Source organism: Clostridium sp. AM28-20LB, from assembly GCF_003480665.1.
Taxonomy (GTDB): Bacteria; Bacillota; Clostridia; order Lachnospirales; family Lachnospiraceae; genus Otoolea; species Otoolea fessa.
Window position 1 is genome coordinate 374,157 of sequence record NZ_QUJN01000002.1, and the last position, 23,473, is coordinate 397,629.

The window sequence follows — 23,473 nt, forward strand, 5'->3', positions numbered from 1 at the left end:
TATCATAGACCGGAGAGAAAAGAAACTTTACTTTTGAGATGTTTCTGGTTCAGGGCCAGCGTCATGGGTGTAATCCAAGATACGGACACCATCGCCTACCTCTTTCTGCACCAGCTCTCGCATACGCTTAGCAAAAGGACAGGGGTAACCAATGGGAGTCCCTTTGCTGATGCAAGAAGCAAAAGCAATGGTGTCAGCGCCCTGTTCTACCAGAGAACGGGCCCGCAGCACCGCTTTTTTTCCGGGGCAGCCGCCGCAGTTGATGAAGCCCACTAACTGAATATCATCCTCTCCCATAAAAGCGCCTTTTCTCTCTCGGATTGTCCGAAAATCCCGGCTTCCGGGGCAGTAATCCTCTGTCTGCATACAACGAATAATGCCAAGTTTCATATTAGTTTCCTCCTTAATTTAGGGCCTGCCATTCAGATTTGGCCGGTCCATTGTCTATTATTATGTAACCAGATTTTCCAACAGCTGGATGGAAACGTCCTCGTAGTAGCGATCCTCTTTAATCATTCACAAAATACGGGGTATAGGTCTCTCCGGTTCTCAGTATAGCTCCGCAAGGAGGTTCTGTATTTCCCGTTCAGAAGAATTTTTCTCCCAAATGGAAGAGTTTCTGAAAATCAATCCGTCATAAACGCTGCAAGAGCGTCCCTTCTAACTTCATGTGATATTGTTCCAGTACATCTTTCAGTGTAATTTCTTGCATTCTTTGTTCCGCTGTTTTTTGAATGTCCAAGTAAAAATCCCGTAGCACCAGTTGGATATTTACACCCACGCCACAAGCGGGGTTGGTGTGGATGTCCTGATGGAGCAGGGGCTTGTTGCCCTCTACTGCCCGATAGGCGTCCAGCAGAGTGATTTTCTCCGGCTCACGAGCCAGAGCAGGTCGGGGATGTCCCTTCACGCTGATCAGCAGTCCACCCTTCCGCAGGGCGGACATGAGCTGGCGCACATAGGCAGGATTCGTCTGAATGCTCTCTGCCAGCTTGTTACTGGTCAGATCGCAGTCTGGGTACAGAGCGATAAAAGCCAGAATATGAACAGCATCGCTAAGGCGGGTTGGATATTTCATGGACGGATCTCCTTTTTGCTTGATGTTATTTTTATTATAACAGCATATTGACAGCGATGCAAGAGGATGCTAAGATGATTTGAAGTAAGAATAAAAATAACACCCACTCGAAAGGAATGGTGAAAATGAACTTCTATGATGATTTGGTCATGCAGACCCAGATGAATTACTCCAGGCACTATCCTATCTATGCTTCCGGCAGTACGCCTTATCAGCTGACTGACAAAAAGCCGCTGCCGTATAGCGAACAGATCCATCGTTTGGTACAGGAGGTAAAGGAAGCTGACTGTGTGGTAGTGGGCGGGGCCTCCGGCCTGTCCGCTGCCGGTGGCGGAGATTTTTACTACGAGGACAGCGACTCCTACCGCAAATACTTCCGACCTTTTGCCGAGAAGTACCACTTCAAAGGTGCTTTTGCAGGGATGATGCACCCATGGAAGACAAGGGAAGAGTATTGGGGGTATCTCGCCACCTTCCTTCACACCACCCAGACCGCACCTGTGCGTCATCCCTATCTGGATCTGGACGCTTTGCTGAAAGGCAAGGACTTCTTCATCCTCACCACTAACCAGGATACCCAGTTTGTCAAACTCTACCCGGAGGAGAAGGTGGCGGAGGTCCAGGGGGATCACCGCTTCCTCCAGTGTGCCGCCTGTTGTACCGATGACACTTGGGATGCGGTAAAGCCGGTGGCTGATATGGTAGCCGCTATGGGGGATGGCACGAAGATTCCTACGGATCTCATTCCCCGGTGCCCCCACTGCGGCGGTGAGGCATTCCCCTGGGTGCGAGGATATGGGAATTTTCTGCAAGGAAAGAAATACGAAGAACAGTACGAAAAAATTTCTCGCTATGTGCTGGAACACAAAGACAGCAAAATTCTGTTTCTGGAACTGGGCGTTGGCCGAATGACTCCCATGTTTATTCAGGAGCCTTTCTGGAACCTGACCCTCAGCTTTCCCCATGCCCGGTATATTGCTGTCAACAACAAGTATGACTTCCTGCCCAAACAGTTGGAGGACAAGGGCATGACCATTGTGGCCGACATTGCTCAAGTGCTACGGGATGCACGAAAACTCTAGCTGCTCTCCGGCAGGCGCGATCCATCGCAGCAACCATAAAATAGAAAGGAGCGAACGAATATGATTGATTGGAAACCCATTGCCGAAAAATTCAGAGAAGCGGACGCTATCCTGATCGGGGCCAGTAACGGCCTGTCCATCACCGAAGGACTGCATTTGTTTGCAGATAATGCAGCCTTTGATGAATTGTTTGGAGATTTCAAACAAAAATACGGCTTACATTGTATTTTGCAGGGAATGATGGCCGGATGGCCCAGCGAGGAGAAAAAATGGGCCTTCTGGGCCCGGCTCATCCATCATTACTGCGGGCAATACCAGCCTACGCCGGTGATGAACGATTTGAAGGCCATTGTGGGAGAGAAGGATTACTTTGTCGTCACATCAAACGGAGAAGGTCACTTTGAACGGTGTGGTTTCGATCCGACGAAAATCTATGAGATTGAGGGCAACTGGTTTACGATGCAGTGTGCCCGCCCCTGCCACGACACCCTCTATTCAAGTTTAGAGGTGGCCGAAAAATTATCGGCTGCCGAACAGGGCGGCCATGTGCCTACAGAGTTGGTGCCGCGTTGTCCCAAGTGCGGAGGTCCCATGGACATCCACATGGGCGCGGGTCAGAGAATGATTCCGGATACCGCTGCCCAGGCACGGTTCCAAAACTTTCTGAAAACCTACCACGGAAAGAAACTGGTGGTTCTAGAGCTGGGCATTGGCTGGCGCAATCAGCTGATCAAGGCCCCGATGATGCGCCTGGTGGCCGGCGAGCCAAACGCCACTTATGTGACCATCAATCTGGGGGAGATCTACATTGCGGACAATATCAAAGAGAAGTCCTTCGGACTGGACGGGCGGCTGGATGAGCTGCTGCCTGCTCTCCGGGAGGCGTGTGAGGCATGAAGTTTGTGGGGACCATAATCATCTATGCCTATTTGCAGGCGGTGGGAGCTATCAACTCTCATGAATCAATTTGCTTTCTGAATCCTTTGCAGCAGTAGAAAATGCAGAAAATAAAACGCCGGGAAGTTGACTCAAATTGTCAATGCCTCCCGGCTTTTTACCGGGTACTGGAATGTGCCGATAAAAGCTGCATTTTGCCCAAACAGAAGAACCCTTTTCCCGAATAGCAGGATATGGGTTCAAAGCGTTGACGAGGACGGTTTTCCTGCGTATGATGAAGATACAATTAAACAATGATTTAATTGTTCTGACAACAGGAACAAATTAAGAGAGGAGATTTTCAAAATGAAAAAGACTTACAAAATCGATGTGGATTGCGCTAACTGCGCCAACCTGATGGAAGATGCCGCCCGCAAGACCAGCGGCGTACAGAGTGCTACGGTGAACTTTATGACCCTCAAGATGAACGTGGAGTTCGAGGAAGATCAGGATCCCAAGGCTGTTATGCAGGAGGTTCGCAAAGCCTGCAAGAAGGTGGAACCCGACTGCGAGATATTTCTGTAAGCCAGCGAAACGAAATGCCCTGTCGAGCGGCAGCTTGCAGGGCATTTTTTCTCTTAGATAAATAAACGAATAAGCAATTGTGAAAGGGGTAAAACGAAATGCAGGAGTATATCATCAACGGTCTGCTGATCGTGGTGGCTCTGCTGGCCGTGATCCTTCAGATCATCGGCATGCGGCCCTCCGCCGGTATGACCAAAAAACAAAAAGTGATGTTGTGGCGGATTCTGACTGCTACGGTTCTACTGTTAATTTTGCAGGTCCTGGGCGCAGGCGCATTTGAAGTGTTTGGCTCGGCAGGCCGCTGGGTACGTCTGGCTGTGTTCCTGGTGGATTATCTGGTTATTGGCTACGACATTCTGAAAAAAGCCGGAAAAGGTATCCGTAACGGTCAGGTGTTCGATGAGCACTTTCTGATGGCGGTGGCTACGCTGGGGGCTCTGGCACTGGCTGTATATGAAAACGGCGACTATCTGGAGGCCATTGCGGTGATGCTGTTCTACCAGGTGGGCGAATGGTTCCAGTCCTACGCTGTGGGCAAGAGCCGCCGGAACATCAGTGATCTGATGGACATCCGTCCTGATTATGCCAATATCGAACGGGAGGGAAAACTGGAACAGGTAGACCCGGACGAAGTGGGTATCGGCACCATTATTGTGGTACAGCCCGGTGAGAAAGTTCCTATTGACGGTACCGTAGTGCAGGGAGAATCCACTTTGAACACTGCCGCTCTCACTGGTGAAAGTTTGCCCCGTGAGGTCAAGACTGGCGATGAGATCATCTCCGGTTGTATCAACATGACAGGTTTGCTCCATATTCAGACAACCAAGGAATTTGGCGAGTCCACTGTCTCCAAGATTCTGGATCTGGTGGAGAACGCCTCCTCCCGGAAGTCCAAGTCGGAGGACTTCATTTCCCGCTTTGCCAAGATCTACACTCCTGCGGTGTGCTATGCCGCGCTGGCGCTGGCTGTATTGCCGCCGCTGGTACGGATGTTTGCCATGGGGCTGGATGCAGGCTGGGAGACCTGGATCTATCGTGCGCTGACCTTCCTCGTTGCCAGTTGCCCCTGCGCTTTGGTCATTTCCATTCCTTTGTCCTTCTTTGCAGGAATTGGCGGAGCCAGTAAGGCGGGCGTTCTGGTGAAGGGGTCCAACTATCTGGAGACCCTGTCACAGGCTAAGATCGTGGTCTTTGACAAGACCGGTACTCTGACCCAGGGCGTGTTCGAGGTCAACGCCATCCACCACAACGAGATGGACGAACGCAAGCTGGTGGAGTACGCGGCCCTGGCAGAGAGCGCTTCCAGTCATCCCATCAGCAAGAGCTTACAGAAAGCCTATGGCATGGAAATTGACCGCAGCCGTGTAACCAATATTCAGGAGCTCAGCGGCAACGGTGTCATCGCCACAGTGGATGATCATCAGGTCGCGGCTGGAAACGACAAGCTCATGAATCGTCTGGGGGTCCAGGCTATTCCGTGCCACAGCGTAGGCACCATTATTCACATGGCGATTGACGGGAAATATGCCGGGCACATTGTTATTTCCGATATCGTGAAGCCTCACTCCAAGGAAGCCATTCAGACATTAAAGTCGGCTGGGGTTCGCAAGACTGTGATGCTTACTGGTGACGCCAAGAAGGTGGCTGATAGTGTAGCCTCCGCACTGGGGCTGGATGAGGTTTACAGTGAACTGCTTCCTGCCGACAAGGTGGAGAAAGTGGAGCAGTTGATTCAGAACAAGCCGGAGAAAGAAAAACTGGCTTTTGTGGGAGATGGCATCAACGATGCCCCGGTGCTTCGCCGGGCAGACATCGGCATTGCTATGGGCGCTATGGGTTCTGACGCTGCCATTGAAGCTGCGGATGTAGTACTGATGGATGACGATCCAATGCAAATTTCCAAAGCAATCAAAATCTCACGCAAGTGCCTTGGCATCGTCTATCAGAACATCGTGGTGGCCATCGGCGTAAAACTGGTCTGCCTCGTGCTGGTCGCTCTGGGCTTCGCCAATATGTGGCTGGCCGTGTTTGCGGATGTGGGCGTGATGATTATAGCCGTCCTCAACGCTATCCGGGCACTGTTTGTGAAAAATCTTTAAAGTTCAGAAATAAACAAAAACAAAAGGGGGGACCCTTCCCGCATGAAGGCTTTATTTTAAATTGGTCCCTCAGAAGCATGTGTCAGTGAAGTTGCAGACAAACTGAATAGGTCAGAGTCCGCTGTTTCTCACCATATCCGTATTTTACGCATGAAAGGTTTGGTTCGCTGGCGCAGGAGTGGAAAGGCTATTTACTATGTTCTAAAACGCTTATTTTCACTACGCATTATCCGGAACTGCTGGATGAATATGACCGAAATGACGGAATTTGTATTGTAAGAAATCGTAATGGCATTACAGCATAAAATTTGAGCTATGCGGTGAATTTGCGGCAGTAGAGACCTTGGTAAGGATATGTAAAACGTATAAAGAAAAATACCCACTGATTCAGATTGCACTTCATACCGCAACAGCAGATACGGTTTATGAGATGATGAAAAAAGGACTTGTAGATAGAATAGAATTCAATATAAGCATTAGACATAATAAAATAATGGGTATAAAATAGATGTATAAGAGAAATTCAAATCTTATACATCTATTTTTATACAAGAAATTTGCAAAGAAAGGGGCTTTTTATTATGAGTAAAAAATTAGTAGCATTTTTCAGTGCAAGCGGAACAACAAAAAAAGTAGCAGAGATGGTTGCAGAGGAAGCAAAAGCTGATTTATTTGAGATTGAGCCAAAAGTTCCATATACAAAGGCTGATCTTGACTGGATGGATAAAAAATCCCGGAGCAGTGTGGAAATGAGTGATAAGAAATACAGACCGGAGATCATGAAGAAAGAGATAGATATGAGCTCTTATGATGAAATCCTTCTGGGATTCCCTAAAATGGAGTACAGTTTATAGTAGTGTATAGCGTGTACCAAGTTATAATTATGGGGTTGAAAATAACAGTATACACAGATAATGTGGAAAAATGTGTATGACGTTTATATAGAAAATAACATTGAAAAAGAAATTCAAGAATGGGTAAATTCATTAAATTTAAAATAGAATAATAATTACATGAGTGACAGAAGATAAGAATCTGAATTCCCTGTCACTTTTATATTATTTGATAAGAAAAAAGAACTGGTTTATATCCGATAAGAATATAGACTGGTTCTTATTTTTTATATGCTATTATATACACAGGGAGTCGGGGAATGTCGAACTATAGCAAGCCGGAAAAGAAAGCATTGATATCGGTATGAAAGAGTTTTGCAAGTGCAACTAATTCAGATGCCTTAATGTTCATGCGATTTGTTTCCAGTTTGGCATAGGTACTTTTGGTGATGGAGATACCCATAAGATTTAATTTTGCAACTACTTGGTCTTGAGTCATATTGTTTTTATATCGAATTGCTTGGATATTTTTACCAATATCCATATCTGGTCTAATCTTTTGCATAATGATGAACTCCCCTTATAAAATAAAAAGTTTCGTAATACAGAAACATATATATTGATTCTAAAGAATTTAAATTTTATAATGTTTCGTAATAAGGAATTATTTTTAACAGGAAGAGGTAAAAGTATAATGGATGTGGAGATGGAAAAGAGAAAATTTTTAAATCTATGTGGCAAAAGAGATCGAGCATTATTGTCAGATGAAAAAAGAATGACATTGGGGGATATGGAACGATTGACATATCTGACAGAATTTTTTGAACTGGAGAACTATGGAATCGCCTTATGGAAAGAATTTGGTGATGATGTAAAAGAGCCATTTGAAGCGATGATGAAAATGTTAGATGAGCCGGAGTGCATAGAAGATCGATGGCTTGATGACGAAGCAAAAGGGGAAAAGTGGTTGTTAGAATTTCAGGAACTGGCATTAACGGAAGAATACAGGGAATGGATTCGAAATTATATCGATAAAAAATATGAAGAAAGAGGATTACCATATCCGACAGGAGCAGACTTCGATTAAGAGGTCTGCTTTTTTCTGGTCTTTTGGGAGGTGATAAGAGGTGGAAGTAAGTATTTATGAACTCTTGGCGGCAGCAAGAGAATCGGCTAAATCTGATTATATAAAAGGGGACAGCATTTTGTGTGAGAAGAGATTTCATCCAGATACCCATTACATGGTAGAAATAGAACTGCTGAAAAATGATAACAAGCTGGGAAAAAAGGGCAATTATATACGGAAGTTTTTGACAGAACCGGAGTATCTTCCCATTTTACAAAAGCAGGAAAAACATCTCATAAAAATAAAAAGACAGGCAATTGTTCAAAAAGGAAACTTGCGATATATCCCTCCCCCGGACAGGCTGGACCGCCGCCGGGAGAGGGATCTTTTATAACCGGCTGGGAAGGAACAGTAGTGTTCCTCTGGCGATAGTGGTATAAAAAAGCCAGATTTTCCGCAGGTTTTGGGACGCTGGAACATAGAAAAGTGTTCACGAATGGCACTTTTGCAACGATCCGTTGCAGCAGTGACAACATTTTTGACCTTACGTTAAACAGAAAAAATGAAAGGATGTGATTGCGATAATCATAGGAATTGATCATGGCTATTATGCCATTAAAACAAGACAAGTGTCTTTCCCAAGTGGAATTATTGGGTATGATTACGAGCCGTATACCATGCAGAATGTTCTGCAATATCAAGGAAAGTATTATGTCTGCGGTACGGGAAGACAGACGCTGGTAAAAAATAAAACGTCCAATGATAATTATTATCTGCTGACGTTGGCAGCCATTGCAGAAGAAATCAAGCATCGGAAAGCGGAACGAAAGACAGAGGTAATTCTGGCTGTTGGACTTCCGCTTTCAAGTTTTGGAAGAGAGAAACAGGGATTCAGGGAGTATCTGTTGCGGAAAGAGCAGCCAGTGCGATTTTTATATGAAAGTGAGTTATATGAGATAACAATAAAAGATGTGAAACTGTTCCCACAGGGATACTCTGCGCTTGCTCTGCATCCAGAGTATCTGAAGAATGAACCGTCTGTTCTGCTTGTTGATATTGGTGGCTGGACCGTTGACCTTATGAGGCTGGACAATGCTGTTCCGAATGCAGCAACGTGCAGAAGTCTGGAACTTGGAGTAATCCGATGTATTGATGAGACAGCAGAACAAGTGCGTAGAAATACCGGACTGTCTGTGACAGAAACTCAAATTGAGCGTGTGCTTCGGAGGGAATCTTGCAGTATGGCAGAGGAGGCCAGACGGATCATACAGGAAAACGGACGGAAATATATAGAAAGAATACTGTCTGCGGTGACAGAATCCGGGTTTGATCTCCGGGCAGTACCCACCGTATTTATGGGGGGAGGCTCCGCAATTTTAAAACGCCACGTGACCGCACAGGACGCGATTTGCCGCCCCGTTTTTATAGAGGACGTCCATGCCAACGCAACAGGGTATGAACGGATTGTAGAGCAGATGTGGACGAGATGACACGCCCGGTATATTCGTTCCGCCCGAACCTGAAAAATCCAGAACACCAGAGGGCATGGGAGAAATTTCAAAGTGTTCCAGAAGGGCAGAAAAGCCAGTATCTGGTTCAGGCAATTCTGGAAAAAGAGGATCGGAAATGGATGGAAGAAGTCATTCAAAAGACGATAAAAGAAAGTGTTCGGGAATTAGGAATATGTGGCACTACGGAACAATTGAAAACGAAACCATCATCGGAAGAAATACCAGATCAGATGATGGATTTTCTATCTCAAATGGAAAATTTGTAAAGGGGGTGAGGCCTATGATTGCACGATACATACATTGTTGGATCTGCTAGGGGTAAGGCAAGAAATGCATCGATATCTTTGGTGGGTATTGTGAATAGCTTTCCATGCGGCTTTGGAGTATGTTGTGTGTAGCAAAAGTGAAAGGAGAAAGGTTATGGCAGAGATGAAAAATATCTGCGGAAAGATCCCGATGGACTTACATGAGAAAGTAAGAGAAGAGATTGAACTCACAGAAAGCAGCACACAAAAATTTTTACAACAGGTCATTGAAGAACATTTCAACAGAGTGGAAGGAAAAGGAGAAATAAGCATGGGAGCAGTAAGAACAGTAGCAGTACAGGTATCAGAGGAATTATTCCAGAGATTAAAAGTAGTCATCGGAAAGAAACACATGAAACAGAAAGACTTCTTAATTCAGATTATAGAAGAAGCACTGGAAAAGGTAGAGGTCGAATGGCAAAGCAAAGAGCAGCCTGAAGAATCCGAACAGACAACTGGAGAATTGGGAACAGAAGAAACTCAACCGGAAGAAAGAACTGAGCCGGAAAGGGAAAGTGAACCAGAAGAGGAAGCCGAACCGGATGGAGAAAGTGAACCGAAAGAGGAAAACAAACCAGAAGGGGAAAGTGAACCGGAAGAGGAAACTGAACCAGAAGGAGAGACTGATCCGGAAGAATCCAAAGCAGAAGAACCAACAGAATGGTAACCAATTGATACAGAATAACGAAGGGCGGTATGAGAGATCATGCCGCCTGTTTTTATCAGCAAAAAGGAGGTTGATAGCCGCAACCATTCAATTTTTTGATCTCTTTAGCGGAATCGGGGGATTTCGTGAAGGCTTAAGACGGGCAGGAAACTTTGTCTGTGTCGGACATTGCGAGGTGGATACTTATGCGGATAAGAACTACCGATTGCTGTTTGATACGGAAGGGGAGTGGTATTGTAATGACGCAAGAACAATCGAACCAGAACGAATGCCAGATTTTGATTTACTCTGTGCAGGATTTCCTTGCCAGGCATTCTCTATCGCCGGAAAGCGAGAAGGATTTGCAGATGCAAGAGGAACTCTCTTTTTTGAAATTGCCCGGATTCTTGAAGCTAAAAGACCCTCGTATTTTATCCTTGAAAATGTTCCCGGTTTGTTATCGCATGACAAAGGCCGGACGTTTTGCACCATCCTCAGTACGCTTTCTGAACTGGGGTACCATGTCGAATGGAAAGTGCTTAACAGCAAGGATTTCGGAGTCCCCCAAGCAAGAAAACGGGTGTATATTGTCGGATATTTTGATTTCCGATGTGCCGGAAAAGTATTACCTGAACCAGAAACAAATGGAGCAGCTCTTGTTCAAGTCCGGGCAGGAAGTCAGGGGAAAAGAGTCTACAGTCCCAAAGGACTAAGCTGTACCCTGACATCACAGGCAGGTGGAATGGGCGGCAAGACAGGATTATATGATGTAGGTGTTCCAATCAAAGAGAATACAAAGCTCGGCTACAAACTTGCAAGAGAAGGGGACAGCATCGATCTGGGTTATGCGAATCTCAACAGCAGGAGAGGAAGAGTCGGACACCAGATCGCACATACCCTGACAACAGGTGTTCAACAGGGAACGCTGCACTTTGTCGATCTTTCACCTCCGCCGGTGGTAACGGAAGAATGCAGAAGCCTGAATACCAGACAATGCGGTGTCCACAAATACAAAGGAGAATGTTCTGGTGTATTAGCAGAGGATGGAGCAAGAGCAGTCTTAACACCAGCAAAAGAGAATGTTCGTCAGAACGGCAGACGTATGAAAGAACCCGAAGAACCGATGTTTACAATTACTGCAACCGATCGTCATGGCATCTTGTATCACGGCAGAATAAGAAGGTTAGTTCCGAGGGAATGTCTGCGACTGCAGGGTTATTACGACTGGCAGATTGATAAGATCATAGACAGCACTTCTGACGCACAGCTTTATAAACAGGCTGGAAACGGAGTAACTGTCAATGTTATCGAGGCAATTGGCAGATTGTTACAAAAGGCAGACTCCGAACTTAACACACAGAAAGTGTCTGAGAAAGGAATCCATTAGGCATGATCGGAATAAAAGACCAATACTTTGGCACAGAAATCGAAATGACAGGGATTACCAGACAACGTGCTGCAGAAGTTGTTGCTGAAATGTTTGGAACAGAAGCATATTATGACGGCACTACTTATGGAGTCTGGTCAGTGATAGATCTGGAAGGAAAAAAGTGGAAATTTATGTCTGATGGGAGCATTTATACACAACGGAAAGTATACGGTCGAATTGTAGACGCAGGTGGAGAATATTCAACAGAAATGGTATCACCGAAATTATCCTATGATGAAATGGGAAAGTTACAGGAAGTAGTACGATGTCTGCGACAGCATGGAGGTTTTGTAAATGAGTCCTGTGGTCAGCATGTTCATGTAGATGCATCGAATCATACACCGCAGAGTCTGAAAAATGCACTGACAATTATGTATGCAAAGGAAGATATCCTGTTCAAAGCACTGAAAGTGCAGGAGAGAAGAGCAAATAGTTATTGTCAGAGGGTGCGACCGGAGGTATTGGAGAAAATCCGAAAAATACCAAATAAATCAATCACAATGGACCGAGTAAGAAATGTCTGGTATGGAGGCAGGGATGGAAGTCATACCCATTATGATCATACCCGTTATTATGCTCTGAATCTTCATGCTGTGTTTTCCAAGGGAACTTTGGAATGGCGTTGTTTTGAAAGCACACTACATGCAGGAAAGGTGAGAGCAAATATTACACTGGCATTAGCCATTTCCGCACAGGCAATCAATCAGAGATCGACACAGATGAAAAAGACACTGATATCAGAAAACCCGGCATTTACATTTCGTACATTTTTATTGAGACTTGGGTTAATTGGAGACGAATATAAAAATGTTCGAAAACATCTGCTGGCAAATCTGGATGGTGATCTTGCGTGGAGATATGATAAAAGCACGTATGAGTGTCTGAAGAAAAATCAAAGGACAGAAGGAGTCAGATAGAGGTGAGAAAAAATGAAAGATAGATATTACTTCGCTTATGGCAGCAACATGAATCTGGAGCAGATGAAGTACAGGTGTCCGGCTGCGGAAGTTGTGGAAAACGTCCGGCTTGAAAATTATCGGCTGGCATTTCGGGGAAGGGCTCCGGGCAATGGGGTAGCAACGGTTCTGCCGGAAAAAGGAAGCTATGTCGAAGGAGTCTTATGGAAAATCACAGAAGCGTGTGAGAAGAGTCTGGATTTTTATGAAGGATTCCCAAGTTTTTATGGGAAAGAATCGATTCGGGTAAAAAATCAGGATGGTGTGGAGAAAGAAGTGTTTGTATATATGATGAACGCTCCGCACAAAGATGTTCCGGCAAAGCCATCGAAATTTTATCTGGATGGAATTCTGGAAGGATGTAAGGATAACCAGATTCCAACGGAGTCTGTCATGGAAGCGGTAAAACGTACCAGACAGGAAGTAAAAAAAGAAAAAAATCGATATGCAAGATAAAACGTACCGCAGAGGAAACATCTTCTGCGGTATTTTACTGAAAAAATCTATTTATAATAGGAAGGAAAAGCACATGAAGGTTAGAAAATTAAAGACCAGAATTGCTGCTTTTGGACTGGCTGTCCTGATGGGCATCAGTACCTTGAGCAGTGCGAATGCGTTTGCGGCCGAACAGACAGGCTCGGAACAGCAGACGGAAGTACAGGCATCTGAACAGGCGGTAACAAGCCAGAAAGATACATCAGTTACAGCAGATGATATCACAAAAGCAGTTTCAGATGATACATTTGCAGTGGAAACCAGTATGGAAGGAATCCATTATGATGCAGAAAAAGAAGATGTTACGCTTGTAAGTATCAAAGATGAGAATGGTGGAGAGTATCATTCAGACAAAGCAGGAACATATATTGCCACTTATATGGTCGTTCCAAAAGATAAGAGTGACAGCTATACCATCACCCGTAAAGTGACTCTGACGGATACCGAAGGACAGGCACATTCCGAAGAAAATGGTGGAGAGAAACAGAAGTCAGATACAGAATCTGAAGATGATTCGGATTCGCCTGTGCAGAACTACACAGATGTAGAAATTGAAACATCCGAAGAAGATGCATCTGCACAGGCAATCAAAGAACTGAAAGAGGACATCGAAGAGGGAAATGTGATGGTATTGTCTGCGGCTGAAAGAGCTACAAGCAGCGGTTCCACAGTTACATTGACAAAGGGGAGAACTATTTATTATCCAAGTTATATTGGAAATTATCTTACTTGCCTGTTTACAGTCAATGGAAAAATTGCATACTGCCTTCAGTCCCAGAAAGCATCCCCACCGAGTGGAAGTTATGTAGCACAGGTACTGGACAGCAATAAAAATCTGCAGAAAGTCCTTTATTATGGTTATGGCGGGGCAGGAGATCTGACAGGAAGTTATCTGTCTGGAAAAACGGAAGATGAAAAGTATGTGTATACACACATTGCAGCCAGCTATGCTTATGCAGGAGAAGCCGGATTTACAGGGTGTAATTATAATGACCTTGTAAATGCAGGGGTTATCGCATATATCAATTATCTGTTTGGACAGGAAGAACCGCCAAAAGGTGAACTGAGCCTTTCAAGCACAAAGCTGAATGCAGTACGGGATGGAAACATCCAGAAAACACCAAATATCACACTGTCTGGAGATCACAGAAACTATGTGACACTGAGTGTACCAGAAAATGTGACAGCACATAATCTTTCCAAAGGAACAAGTGTTACAAATGGAAAAATCCAGATTTATGGTGGAGATACATTCTATCTGTCCGCAGATTTATTACTGACAGGCAGTTATGCTTCCGGCAACTTATATGGTTCTGTCGGAAAGACATGGAGAACACTGGTGTTGACAACCGGAGATTCCAAGCAGGATATCGGTGTATTTGAAAGCGAAACAGCAGCGCCGGTAAGCTTCAGTGTACAGTGGCTGAATATGACACGCATTGAACTTATGAAGAAAGATGTCAATACACAGAATCCACTGTCAGGAGCAGTTTATGGTATTTATACTGATAAGAAGTGTGAAAATCTGCTGATGACAATGTCAGCAACCGGAACAGACGGAAAAGCAGTCAGCGATTATTTTGATTCTGCACTGAAAACAGTGTACGTGAAAGAGATCACTGCTCCGACAGGATACAAACTGAATACAGAAGTATATAAAGTGGCTGTTACTGCCGGAAAGACAATGACTGTAACAGCAACAGATGAGAGAGTCACCGGAAAGGTGAAAATCGCAAAGATCGATAAAGAAACACTTGCATTTAAAGCGCAGGGGGACAGTGTTCTTCGTGGTGCTGTGTATGGTCTGTATGCAAAAGAGGACATCGTGCATCCGGATGGCACAACAGGGGTTCTGTATAAACAGGACAGCCTGATTGCACAGGGAGTCATCGGAGATGACGGAACACTGGAATTTTCAGAATTATACCTTGGAGAAATGTATGTAAAAGAGATCACTCCACCGGAAGGATATACACTGGATACTACCAAATACGAGGTATCAGTAACTTATGAAGGTCAGGATGTTGCCGAAGTGACAAGAGACCTTACGGTAAAAGAGCAGGTAAAGAAACAGGCATTCCAGTTAATCAAAATCAGTGAAGATGGAGAGCAGACAGAAACAGACCTGGTTGCAGGAGCAGGATTTAAGGTATATCTGATCAGCGACCTGACACAGGTAAAAAATGGAAAACTGAAGCCAGCCAATGGAGAAAGCTATACAGCAAGCGATTTCAAAAATTATGACTTCAGCAAAGAGCAGGTTGCAGTTACTTACGAGAATGGAACAGCCGTACCAGTACCAGAACTGATCACTGATACAAAAGGATATGCAGTCAGCCCGGAACTGCCGTATGGAAGTTATGTTGTAGTGGAAAGTACTACCCCTGAGAATTTGAAAACCATTGATCCATTTGTTGTAAATGTGGAAAATGACAGCAGAGAGCCAATGCAGTGGAGAGTATTTGATGACCGCCCGTTTGAATTTTTGCTGAAAATTGTAAAGAAGGATGCACAGACTGGAAATACTGTTTTAAAGGCTGGTGCTTCTTATAAGATTTACGATGTGACAAATAAGAAATATGTGGAACAGGTTGTTCAGTATCCGAAGAAAGAAAAGATCAGTGTATTCGAAACAAACGAGGAAGGATATCTGATCACACCGCAGGAACTGAAGTGCTCTACCTACCGAATCGAAGAAGTGAAAGCACCGGAAGGATTTGTAAGACAGGGAAGCGAGGAGTCCCTGTATGATGGAACAACGATTATTTCACCATTAGAACAGACTACAAAAGGAACATATAAAGAAAATCCACAGAGTGGTATTGTAATTACAGTATCCTCAAACACTGCACATCAGATTGATCCAGATACAGGAGCTGCGATTGTAGAGGTAGAACAGAAAAACGATGAACAGGTAGGAAGCCTGCTCCTGACGAAAAAGGGAGAACAGCTTACCGAAGTAACCGGAGATTCTGTTCTGGCAAAAGTAAAAGCACTGGTTTCAAAAGTAAGAAATGCCGTATCTGGAAAAGAAGAAACAGGTATTTATAAAGGCTTTAAATATGAAGAAACCGGAGTAGAAGGCGCTGAATTCGAAATATATGCCAAAGATACCATCTATTCACCGGACGGAGCAAAGGACGAAGCAGGAAATCCAGTTGTCCGATATGAGAAAGATGACCTGGTAGCCAAACTGACTACAGATGAAAATGGAACAGCAGTTATCAACAATCTGCCACTGGGAACGTATTATCTGAAAGAAGTTGTAGCAGGAGAGAATTTTGTCCTAAATACAGAACAGAAAGAATTTACCCTGACAGCAGAGGATGATACACAGGCAGTTGTTTATGAAGGCGTTACCTATAAAAATGAAAGACAGAAAGTTTTCGTATCAGTAGAAAAGAAAGATTCTGTCACAGGCGAAAAGCTGGAAGGTGTTATTTTTGGACTGTATGCTGCAGAAGATATTCTTTCTAATCAGGGAGAGGTTCTCGTAGAGAAAGATACCTTGCTGGAAAAGAAAGCAACGGATGCAAAGGGAACACTTACTTTCGACAGTGATCTTCCACATGGAAAATACTATGTCAAAGAGGAAGTCAGAAAAGCTGGATATCTTCCAAATGAGGAAGTATGGAATGTAGATGCAACTTACGAAAATCAGAATCTTGCAAAGATTGAACTGAACAAAGAAGTTGAGAATCAGCCGACAGAAACACGCATTACAAAAACAGATGCAACTACCGGAAATGAGCTGGAAGGAGCCAAACTGCAGGTCATTGATAAAGACGGAAATGTTGTGGAAGAATGGGTAAGCAGTAAGGAAGAACATGTCATTTACGGACTGCCGGAAGGAAGTTATACCTTACATGAGGAACTGGCTCCTTATGAAGATGGCTATGTGTCTGCCAGCGATGTGATGTTTGAAGTCAAAGAAGATGGCAGTGTGACAAAGGTTGAGATGAAAGATGAATATTCCAAAGTGGAAATTTCAAAAACAGACCTTACAACCGGAAAAGAACTGGAAGGGGCAAAGCTTCAGATTATCCGCAAAGACGGAACTGTTCTGGAAGAGTGGATTACAGATGGAAAACCACATTCCGTTGAAAAACTCCCAGTCAATGAAGAACTTACTCTGCGTGAGATCACAGCACCGGATGGTTACGAGATTGCGGAAGATGTCACATTTACATTGAAAGATACAATGGAAGTCCAGAAAGTAGAAATGAAAGATGCCAGAACACCGGAGAAAACAACAGAAAAAACAAATGCACCAAAAACAGGTGATAACCAGAAAATATGGGCGTTTGTTCTGCTTGCACTGGCATCTGCTGGAACAGCTACAGGAGTGACTGTATACCGCAGAAAGAAGTCAAAAATGACAGACAACAAAAAAGAAACAGAAGAAAAATAAAATAAGAATTACAGGATAAACCAATCTGACAGGGCAGGAGATGTGCATAAAGCAGCTTCTGCCCTGTCTGTATATAAGGAGAAGAATGATGAGACGTTTTTATACAGCAGAATCAGTAACAGAAGGACACCCAGACAAAGTATGCGATCAGATAGCAGATGCAATCTTAGATGAATGTCTGCGTTACGATCCATCTTCGAGAGTGGCGTGTGAAGTCCTTGCTACAAGAGGAAATGTGTTTGTAGCAGGAGAAATCACCAGCGGATATGAACCACCAGTGTTTGATGTGATCCGAAAAGTTTTAGAAGAGTGTGGATATTGTACAGATGGGATAGAAATGGATACGTTTGTACACCAGCAGAGTCCAGATATTGCGAAAGCAGTGAGTGTGTCGAAAGAATTTCGGGATAATATCGGCGCAAAATTAAGAGATAGAAGCAGGGGAGCTGGAGATCAGGGTGTTATGGTCGGATATGCGTGTGATGATACTCCGCAGCTTATGCCAATGCCGACTGTTCTGGCACACCGGATCACACGTGAACTTTCGGCTTGCAGAAGAAGCGGATATATCAAAGATATCTTTTCGGATGGAAAAGCACAGGTAACCGTAGAATATGAAGATGGAAAACCAGTGAGACTGGAAAGTGTTGTTGTTTCCTGCCAGCATGGTGCAGAAAAGAGCCTGAAGAAGTTAGATGCCGAGATTAGAGAGAAAGTGCTTCGCTCAGCACTCAGATTACTGCCGCCGGATGAGGATACGAAGATTCTGATTAATCCGTCAGGAAAATTTGTGTGTGGAGGGTTTGATGCAGATACCGGACTGACGGGGAGAAAGCTGATGGTGGATACTTATGGCAGTATGATTCCGCATGGCGGCGGTGCATTTTCGGGAAAGGACTGTTCGAAAGTAGACCGTTCGGCGGCTTATATGGCAAGGTATATCGCCAAAAATATAGTAGCTGCTGAGTTTGCAAGCAAGTGTCAGGTGTCTCTGGCTTATGCAATCGGAGTAGCAGAACCGGTTATGATTGAGGTAGATACCTTTGGTACAGGAAAAGTGTGTGCAGATGATTGTCTGGCGGCAGCAATCCCACTGGTGTTTGGAGTGACACCCGTTCAGATCATGGAATCCCTTCGATTGAATCGTCCGATTTTCCGGCAGACGGCAGTTTTTGGTCATTTTGGAAGAAAGGAGTTTCCTTGGGAGCGGACAGATAAGGTACTGGCTCTTCAGGATACGATTCTGTAATGCCTTGGGTAACAGAAGAAGAGATTCAGGCAGCAAAAAATATGACTGCGTATGAGTATTTGCGAACACATCAGGCACAGAGACTGCAAAAGACAAGAACCAGAAATGAATGGCAGTTGACGGACCATGACAGTTTTAAAATCAATGAATTGTCGAGTAAATGGCATTGGAAATCCAGAGATATCGGGGGAGTGTCTGCACTGCGGTTCCTGATTGAAGTGGATGGAATGAAATTTACAGATGCTGTAAAACTGCTGTGCGAAGAGAGTCCGTCTTTTATTCCGACACAGTCTGCCGAAAAGGAAAAACCACTATTTAAACTGCCGGAGAGATATTGTAATTGCAGACGAATCAGGGCTTATTTAAACCACAGAGGAATCAGCGATGAAGTGATCACATATTGTATTTCACATGAAATCCTTTATGAAAGTGTCCCGTACCATAACGCAGTTTTTGTTGGGAAAGATGAATCCAGAAAAGCAAGATATGCATTCCTGCGAGGAATCTATGAAAAAAACGGGAAGGGATTCAAGATGGAGCAGACCGGGAGTGAAAAAAAGTACAGCTTTTGCATTCCACCTGAAAGAGAAACAAAGCGAGTTGCCGTATATGAAGCGTGTATTGATGCATTGGCACACATGACACTGGAAGAAGGAAAGAGGGATAAATATCGTCTTTCCCTTGGGGGAATCGCTGCTCCGAAAGAAAACGCACTGATACAGAGTGAACGTTTTAAAAAGCCGCCGGACGCACTGGAAGAGTTTCTGAAGAACCATCCGGAAATCAAAGAAATTGAAATATGCACCGATAATGACTTTGCCGGGAGATGGGCGAAAGAACAGATGAAAAAACATTACGAGGGAACGTATCAGATTATCTGCAATCTGCCGGAAAAAGAAGGGGAAGATTATGCAGACCTTGCGAAAGAAAAAAAGCAGGCAAATAAATGCAGGGACAGACCATTGGAAAGAAGGTGATAGAGAATGGAAGAAAAAGGAACGATGCACGTACATCTGTTGACGGAGCTGACTGGAAATCTTTATTCAGAAGAATCCGAATGGGAAGAAGAGTGGTCGGAGAGTGATGAATATGGAATGCCATTAGATGGAACAGAACTTGCCGATTATGAAGAAGTCATCCGAGAAGAACTGGAACGCTATGGGGAAGATGATCTCATGCAGTATTTTGACGGAAGTGAGTCCATTCAGGAAAAGATACAAAGTGCAGTTGTTACGATAGAAAACAAAGACGGAATCCTGTACGGCTGTACCAAACTGGAATTAAATGAATTTTTAAGTCAGGAAGAACTACAGGAATTCACCGAATACATTACAGGGCAGTACAGTGACGGGTGGGGTGAAGGATTTGAACAGAGGGATATCAAGGTAGATGGTGGAACGATGAATGTGCATTTTTGGCATCCTAATATGGAACAGCCGAAAATGTATGAAAAGAAAACAGAGCAGATTCCGACAAAGCCTGAGAAACAACGTCCCAAGTTACAGCTCCTTGGACATGATGGGAATATTTTTTCCATTATGGGCGATGCCTCAACTCTTTTGAAAAAGAATAAACAGACAGCAGAAGCAAAAGAAATGCGTAAAAGGGTATTGGAAAGTGGGGACTATTACAAAGCACTTTTGATTATCAGCGAATATGTAGAAACTGAGTTGAGTCCGCCGCCCAAAGAAAATAAAAAGACAAAGAAGAAAAATCAGCCGGAACGCTGAGAAAAGAAAGGATGATGCCTATGACAAATGGCCTGAGTTTGGAAGAACTTATGAAAGAGGGAACATACCCGGAGGAATATACTGAAGGGGAAAACTGGAAAATATTACATGGAGATACATTAAAACTGGTCAAAGCATTCCAGCCGGGAATCTTTGATGCAGTTATTACCGATCCGCCGTATGCATCCGGTGGAACAAAACAGAATGAAAGAAATCGTACTACAAATCAGAAATACAGCAGTATGAGTGCTGCCAATGCACTTCCGGATTTCGATGGGGATAACAAAGACCAGAGATCTTGGACGCACTGGATGGCTGAATGGCTCTATGATGTGCGGAAAGCCTGCAAGAAAGGTGCTCCGATCTGTCTGTTCATTGACTGGCGTCAGTATCCATCGATTACCGATGCATTGCAGTGGGCAGGATGGATCTGGCGAGGAACAGCGGTGTGGGATAAGGGAAACTCCCGTCCACAGAAAGGCCGTTTCCGCCAGCAGGCTGAATATATTGTGTGGGGCAGTAACGGACCGATGCCGATCAACCGTCCGGTATCTTGTCTGCCGGGCGTCTTCCGATATGGCAATCCGCAGAACCGGATTCATGTGACAGAGAAACCGTTGCAGCTTATGAAAGATGTTATCCAGATTTGTGAACCGAGAGGGCTGATCCTGGACCCGTTTGTCGGAGCAGGAACAACTGTCCTTGCAGCGGTTATGACAGGTTATCGTGCAGTGGGAATTGAGGTAACAGATGCCTACTACAAACTGGGAAGTGACAGAGTGAAAATTGCATTAGAAGCAGAGCAGAAAGAGGATGAAAAGTAGCCGGGATGTCCAATTGGACATCTTGTTTTTTATAGAGAAAATGAGTGGCATCCAACTGGATGCAGGAAGGAGATGGAGCGTATGGAACAGGCGCTGGCTTATGTGTGCTGTTCAGCAGAAGAAAGCCGGGTAAAAGTGCAGAAATATTGCAGAAAAATCTATGAACTTGGGTATGTACCAATCTGTCCGAGATTTGTATTCTCACCATTCTTGGAAGAGTCTGATGCAGAAGATATGCAGGGATATGGAAGAATGTCCCATATCCTTTTACGGAGATGCCGGATGGTAGTCGTATGTGGGAAAGAAGTGACAGGAACAATGAATACCGAAATCAGTATGGCAGACAGACTCCATATCATTTGTACGACACTTGATGGACTGGTACAGATAAAAGAATCAAAATAAATCAGAATCGAGTCAATCCGGTGCTACAGAAACTGGCGGTACTCGTTTTGCAAGCATAGCGTTTGGATATCCAAACGCACTTTGGGGAGAACCCCAATCCCCCGGACACAGACGGAAATGGAAAGGAAGGATCAAGTCATGTTAAGAAATGGAGTAATGATTGTAATCGCATTGATGAGCGGAGGATTTATAGGAGTGATAGTGACCTGTTGCATGGTTGCAGCGAAAAAATCCGATGAGGATCTTGGCGGTATGATGAAAGAGGAAGAGAAAAAAGAAGGGACGGTGATGCAATGCGAAAACGAAACCATGTGATCCCGGTACGGCTTAATGCAAGGGAAGTCAGGGAACTGAATGAGCAGGTCGAAAGAAGCGGTCTGAGCCGGGAAGAGTTTATGCGTTCGTTGATTTTAGGAGCGCAGGTTCATGCAAAACCCTGTGAGCATCATCCCGAATTGCTCCGAAAGATTGCAGGCTTATGCAACAATGCCAATCAGCTTGCACATGTTGCCAATGCTTCTGGTATGGCAAGCGAGCAGAGTATTCAGGAAATGCTGCGGCTTACCAAAGAGACATGGCATCTGGTAAAGGAAGAGTGGTAATGACCGATGGCTTATACAAGTGTTATCCCCGTCCACCGCCTGGACCGTTCCATCGAATATGTGAAAGACAAAGAAAAAACCACACAGAAAGCAGACTCTTTGGAGGCTGCCATTGATTATGCCATGAACCGGACAAAGACGGAACAGGCGGTCTTCGAAGATACCATCGGATGTACCAATGAAAATGCGTATGCAGATATGGTGGCAACAAAAAAGAGATTCCATAAGATGGGCGGTGTGGAAGGATACCATCTGGTACAGAGTTTTGCAGAAGGTGAGGTGACACCGGAACTGGCACATCTCATCGGACAGGAACTGGCAGACCGGCTCTTAAAGGGACAGTATGAAGTCGTTATCACAACGCATCTGAATACCAGACATTATCATAACCACATTGTCTGGAACTCTGTGAGCATGGCAGACGGGCGTAAGTACCACAGCAATGCAAAGAGTTATTATACGGAGATCCGGAAGATCTCCGATGAGCTGTGCAGAAAATATGGTCTGTCTATCATTGAATCCAATCAGAAAAAATCAATCCCTTATGTACAGTGGAAAGCAGAACAGGAAGGAAAGCCGACATGGAGAACGGCGATCCGTTTGGATATCAGGGAATCGGTACAGGAAAGCTACTCCTGGTCACAATTCCTAAAAGAGATGGAAAAGCGGGGTTATACATGGAAACTGAACAGGAAATACATTTCTTTAAAAGCTCCGGGAATGGAGCGGTATATTCGTCTGCGTTCCCTTGGAAAAAATTATTCTGAAGAGGAAATACGTGGGCAGATACTACAGCCCAAGGTGAAACGAGTCTATCAAAAGGCAGTACAGATTCATCCCAAAAAGAAACTGACCGGGATTCAGGCACTGTATTATTCCTATTTATATCAAATGGGGGTACTGCCAAAAAGACCGAAAAGGAGTCCATACGCTGTCAGAGAGGATATCCGGAAACTGGATCAGAGGATTGAACAGATTGAGTTTTTAATGAAGCATGACATTACGACCAGAGAACAGCTTGCCACATACCGTGAGCCGTTACAAAAGCAGATTTCAGAACTGATGAAGGAACGCAGAAAGCTCTATCGGAATGACAGTGAAGACAGTGGAAAAGCACGGCTGTCTGAAATCAATGAGGAATTAAAAAATCTCGGAAAAGAAGTCCGTATGACCGTCCGGATTGAAAAGCATTCATTGGAAATCGAAGAAAGACTTCGAAAGGCAGAAGAACAAAACCAGAATGAGAAACGTGTGGAACACAAAGAAAAAGAGAGTCAGGAGGTGAGATAAG

At 44.5% G+C, this 23,473-nt stretch carries 24 protein-coding genes and 3 pseudogenes; 24 read left to right on the plus strand and 3 right to left on the minus strand.

Annotation, left to right across the window (positions count from 1 at the left end):
• Positions 1 to 27 precede the first annotated feature (27 nt).
• Together DW739_RS06615 and DW739_RS06620 are read right to left on the minus strand one after the other, a co-directional pair.
• Entirely contained in the window at positions 28 to 390 is a 363-nt protein-coding gene (locus tag DW739_RS06615) for a CGGC domain-containing protein (protein ID WP_107000739.1), read from the minus strand.
• Between the two features lie 244 nt (positions 391 to 634).
• Positions 635 to 1,078, minus strand: a complete 444-nt coding sequence (locus DW739_RS06620) for an Rrf2 family transcriptional regulator (protein ID WP_118481841.1) — start codon at positions 1,076 to 1,078, stop codon at positions 635 to 637.
• Between the two features lie 125 nt (positions 1,079 to 1,203).
• Here DW739_RS06620 and DW739_RS06625 point away from each other — a divergent pair, with 125 nt between their 5' ends.
• The 7 genes and pseudogenes from DW739_RS06625 to DW739_RS06660 all read left to right on the plus strand — a co-directional run.
• Positions 1,204 to 2,160: an NAD-dependent protein deacetylase gene (locus DW739_RS06625; RefSeq protein WP_182427951.1), complete on the plus strand. Its 957-nt coding sequence runs from the start codon at positions 1,204 to 1,206 to the stop codon at positions 2,158 to 2,160.
• A gap of 60 nt (positions 2,161 to 2,220) precedes the next feature.
• Positions 2,221 to 3,057, plus strand: a complete 837-nt coding sequence (locus tag DW739_RS06630) for an NAD-dependent protein deacetylase, SIR2 family (protein WP_118481839.1) — start codon at positions 2,221 to 2,223, stop codon at positions 3,055 to 3,057.
• Positions 3,051 to 3,155: pseudogene (locus tag DW739_RS06635) on the plus strand (DNA-3-methyladenine glycosylase I); the annotation flags it as partial. The gene DW739_RS06630 and the pseudogene DW739_RS06635, both read left to right, overlap by 7 nt.
• 247 nt (positions 3,156 to 3,402) lie before the next feature.
• Entirely contained in the window at positions 3,403 to 3,621 is a 219-nt protein-coding gene (locus DW739_RS06640; RefSeq protein WP_107000734.1) for a cation transporter, read from the plus strand.
• Between the two features lie 98 nt (positions 3,622 to 3,719).
• Entirely contained in the window at positions 3,720 to 5,720 is a 2,001-nt protein-coding gene (locus DW739_RS06645) for a heavy metal translocating P-type ATPase (RefSeq protein WP_117796834.1), read from the plus strand.
• A gap of 316 nt (positions 5,721 to 6,036) precedes the next feature.
• A pseudogene (locus DW739_RS15105) lies at positions 6,037 to 6,174 on the plus strand (LysR family transcriptional regulator); the annotation flags it as partial.
• A 127-nt stretch (positions 6,175 to 6,301) separates the two neighbouring features.
• A pseudogene (locus tag DW739_RS06660) lies at positions 6,302 to 6,553 on the plus strand (flavodoxin); the annotation flags it as partial.
• Between the two features lie 328 nt (positions 6,554 to 6,881).
• Here the strand turns inward: DW739_RS06660 and DW739_RS06665 are convergent.
• Complete coding sequence (locus DW739_RS06665) at positions 6,882 to 7,118, minus strand: helix-turn-helix transcriptional regulator (RefSeq protein WP_005341369.1); 237 nt, start codon at positions 7,116 to 7,118, stop codon at positions 6,882 to 6,884.
• Between the two features lie 129 nt (positions 7,119 to 7,247).
• On the opposite strand from DW739_RS06665, the gene DW739_RS06670 reads away from it, so the two are divergent.
• From DW739_RS06670 to DW739_RS06750, 17 genes are all read left to right on the plus strand, one after another.
• Positions 7,248 to 7,640: a hypothetical protein gene (locus DW739_RS06670; protein ID WP_225877015.1), complete on the plus strand. Its 393-nt coding sequence runs from the start codon at positions 7,248 to 7,250 to the stop codon at positions 7,638 to 7,640.
• Positions 7,641 to 7,680: 40 nt separating this feature from the next.
• Positions 7,681 to 8,013 (plus strand): DUF5720 family protein, encoded by a 333-nt coding sequence (locus DW739_RS15110; protein WP_005341391.1) that lies wholly within the window; start codon positions 7,681 to 7,683, stop codon positions 8,011 to 8,013.
• Positions 8,014 to 8,200: 187 nt separating this feature from the next.
• On the plus strand, positions 8,201 to 9,109 hold the full coding sequence (locus tag DW739_RS06680) for a ParM/StbA family protein (protein ID WP_044912250.1): 909 nt from the start codon (positions 8,201 to 8,203) through the stop codon (positions 9,107 to 9,109).
• The gene (locus DW739_RS06685; RefSeq protein WP_006426993.1) at positions 9,106 to 9,396 is read left to right on the plus strand and encodes a hypothetical protein; all 291 of its coding nucleotides are present in this window, start codon (positions 9,106 to 9,108) and stop codon (positions 9,394 to 9,396) included. Before DW739_RS06680 ends, DW739_RS06685 begins: the two co-directional genes overlap by 4 nt.
• A gap of 154 nt (positions 9,397 to 9,550) precedes the next feature.
• Complete coding sequence (locus DW739_RS06690; protein ID WP_007884604.1) at positions 9,551 to 10,102, plus strand: hypothetical protein; 552 nt, start codon at positions 9,551 to 9,553, stop codon at positions 10,100 to 10,102.
• Positions 10,103 to 10,187: 85 nt separating this feature from the next.
• Positions 10,188 to 11,468 carry a DNA (cytosine-5-)-methyltransferase gene (dcm, locus tag DW739_RS06695; protein WP_338126111.1) on the plus strand — a complete coding sequence of 427 codons (1,281 nt, stop codon included), beginning with the start codon at positions 10,188 to 10,190 and terminating at the stop codon, positions 11,466 to 11,468.
• 2 nt (positions 11,469 to 11,470) lie between these two features.
• Positions 11,471 to 12,427 carry an amidoligase family protein gene (locus DW739_RS06700; RefSeq protein WP_006426990.1) on the plus strand — a complete coding sequence of 319 codons (957 nt, stop codon included), beginning with the start codon at positions 11,471 to 11,473 and terminating at the stop codon, positions 12,425 to 12,427.
• 12 nt (positions 12,428 to 12,439) lie between these two features.
• A complete protein-coding gene (locus tag DW739_RS06705) occupies positions 12,440 to 12,922 on the plus strand; it encodes a gamma-glutamylcyclotransferase family protein (protein WP_006426989.1) in 483 nt (160 codons plus the stop codon).
• 73 nt (positions 12,923 to 12,995) lie between these two features.
• Positions 12,996 to 17,372, plus strand: coding sequence for a SpaA isopeptide-forming pilin-related protein (locus tag DW739_RS06710; protein ID WP_055247154.1), 4,377 nt, complete (start codon positions 12,996 to 12,998; stop codon positions 17,370 to 17,372).
• 88 nt (positions 17,373 to 17,460) lie between these two features.
• Complete coding sequence (gene metK, locus DW739_RS06715; RefSeq protein ID WP_171027942.1) at positions 17,461 to 18,621, plus strand: methionine adenosyltransferase; 1,161 nt, start codon at positions 17,461 to 17,463, stop codon at positions 18,619 to 18,621.
• Positions 18,621 to 19,598: a DUF3991 and TOPRIM domain-containing protein gene (locus DW739_RS06720; RefSeq protein WP_110102380.1), complete on the plus strand. Its 978-nt coding sequence runs from the start codon at positions 18,621 to 18,623 to the stop codon at positions 19,596 to 19,598. Before metK ends, DW739_RS06720 begins: the two co-directional genes overlap by 1 nt.
• Before the next feature lie 6 nt (positions 19,599 to 19,604).
• Positions 19,605 to 20,351: a hypothetical protein gene (locus DW739_RS06725; RefSeq protein ID WP_007884619.1), complete on the plus strand. Its 747-nt coding sequence runs from the start codon at positions 19,605 to 19,607 to the stop codon at positions 20,349 to 20,351.
• A gap of 11 nt (positions 20,352 to 20,362) precedes the next feature.
• Positions 20,363 to 21,175 (plus strand): site-specific DNA-methyltransferase, encoded by an 813-nt coding sequence (locus DW739_RS06730; RefSeq protein WP_007884620.1) that lies wholly within the window; start codon positions 20,363 to 20,365, stop codon positions 21,173 to 21,175.
• 81 nt (positions 21,176 to 21,256) lie between these two features.
• Complete coding sequence (locus tag DW739_RS06735; protein WP_015513330.1) at positions 21,257 to 21,580, plus strand: hypothetical protein; 324 nt, start codon at positions 21,257 to 21,259, stop codon at positions 21,578 to 21,580.
• A 138-nt stretch (positions 21,581 to 21,718) separates the two neighbouring features.
• Entirely contained in the window at positions 21,719 to 21,895 is a 177-nt protein-coding gene (locus DW739_RS06740; protein ID WP_015513331.1) for a DUF3789 domain-containing protein, read from the plus strand.
• Positions 21,874 to 22,182, plus strand: a complete 309-nt coding sequence (mobC, locus tag DW739_RS06745; RefSeq protein ID WP_015513332.1) for a plasmid mobilization relaxosome protein MobC — start codon at positions 21,874 to 21,876, stop codon at positions 22,180 to 22,182. Before DW739_RS06740 ends, mobC begins: the two co-directional genes overlap by 22 nt.
• 6 nt (positions 22,183 to 22,188) lie before the next feature.
• Positions 22,189 to 23,472 carry a relaxase/mobilization nuclease domain-containing protein gene (locus DW739_RS06750; protein WP_110102386.1) on the plus strand — a complete coding sequence of 428 codons (1,284 nt, stop codon included), beginning with the start codon at positions 22,189 to 22,191 and terminating at the stop codon, positions 23,470 to 23,472.
• Position 23,473: the final 1 nt, after the last annotated feature.

Excerpts from the sequence above, each read along its gene's own strand:
- DW739_RS06615 (WP_107000739.1), bottom strand. The coding sequence starts at position 390 with ATGAAACTTGGCATTATTCGTTGTATGCAGACAGAGGATTACTGCCCC.
- DW739_RS06620 (WP_118481841.1), bottom strand. The coding sequence starts at position 1,078 with ATGAAATATCCAACCCGCCTTAGCGATGCTGTTCATATTCTGGCTTTT.
- DW739_RS06625 (WP_182427951.1), top strand. The coding sequence starts at position 1,204 with ATGAACTTCTATGATGATTTGGTCATGCAGACCCAGATGAATTACTCC.
- DW739_RS06630 (WP_118481839.1), top strand. The coding sequence starts at position 2,221 with ATGATTGATTGGAAACCCATTGCCGAAAAATTCAGAGAAGCGGACGCT.
- DW739_RS06640 (WP_107000734.1), top strand. The coding sequence starts at position 3,403 with ATGAAAAAGACTTACAAAATCGATGTGGATTGCGCTAACTGCGCCAAC.
- DW739_RS06645 (WP_117796834.1), top strand. The coding sequence starts at position 3,720 with ATGCAGGAGTATATCATCAACGGTCTGCTGATCGTGGTGGCTCTGCTG.
- DW739_RS06665 (WP_005341369.1), bottom strand. The coding sequence starts at position 7,118 with ATGCAAAAGATTAGACCAGATATGGATATTGGTAAAAATATCCAAGCA.
- DW739_RS06670 (WP_225877015.1), top strand. The coding sequence starts at position 7,248 with ATGGATGTGGAGATGGAAAAGAGAAAATTTTTAAATCTATGTGGCAAA.
- DW739_RS06685 (WP_006426993.1), top strand. The coding sequence starts at position 9,106 with ATGACACGCCCGGTATATTCGTTCCGCCCGAACCTGAAAAATCCAGAA.
- DW739_RS06690 (WP_007884604.1), top strand. The coding sequence starts at position 9,551 with ATGGCAGAGATGAAAAATATCTGCGGAAAGATCCCGATGGACTTACAT.
- DW739_RS06700 (WP_006426990.1), top strand. The coding sequence starts at position 11,471 with ATGATCGGAATAAAAGACCAATACTTTGGCACAGAAATCGAAATGACA.
- DW739_RS06705 (WP_006426989.1), top strand. The coding sequence starts at position 12,440 with ATGAAAGATAGATATTACTTCGCTTATGGCAGCAACATGAATCTGGAG.
- DW739_RS06710 (WP_055247154.1), top strand. The coding sequence starts at position 12,996 with ATGAAGGTTAGAAAATTAAAGACCAGAATTGCTGCTTTTGGACTGGCT.
- metK (WP_171027942.1), top strand. The coding sequence starts at position 17,461 with ATGAGACGTTTTTATACAGCAGAATCAGTAACAGAAGGACACCCAGAC.
- DW739_RS06720 (WP_110102380.1), top strand. The coding sequence starts at position 18,621 with ATGCCTTGGGTAACAGAAGAAGAGATTCAGGCAGCAAAAAATATGACT.
- DW739_RS06725 (WP_007884619.1), top strand. The coding sequence starts at position 19,605 with ATGGAAGAAAAAGGAACGATGCACGTACATCTGTTGACGGAGCTGACT.
- DW739_RS06730 (WP_007884620.1), top strand. The coding sequence starts at position 20,363 with ATGATGCCTATGACAAATGGCCTGAGTTTGGAAGAACTTATGAAAGAG.
- DW739_RS06735 (WP_015513330.1), top strand. The coding sequence starts at position 21,257 with ATGGAACAGGCGCTGGCTTATGTGTGCTGTTCAGCAGAAGAAAGCCGG.
- DW739_RS06740 (WP_015513331.1), top strand. The coding sequence starts at position 21,719 with ATGTTAAGAAATGGAGTAATGATTGTAATCGCATTGATGAGCGGAGGA.
- mobC (WP_015513332.1), top strand. The coding sequence starts at position 21,874 with ATGCGAAAACGAAACCATGTGATCCCGGTACGGCTTAATGCAAGGGAA.
- DW739_RS06750 (WP_110102386.1), top strand. The coding sequence starts at position 22,189 with ATGGCTTATACAAGTGTTATCCCCGTCCACCGCCTGGACCGTTCCATC.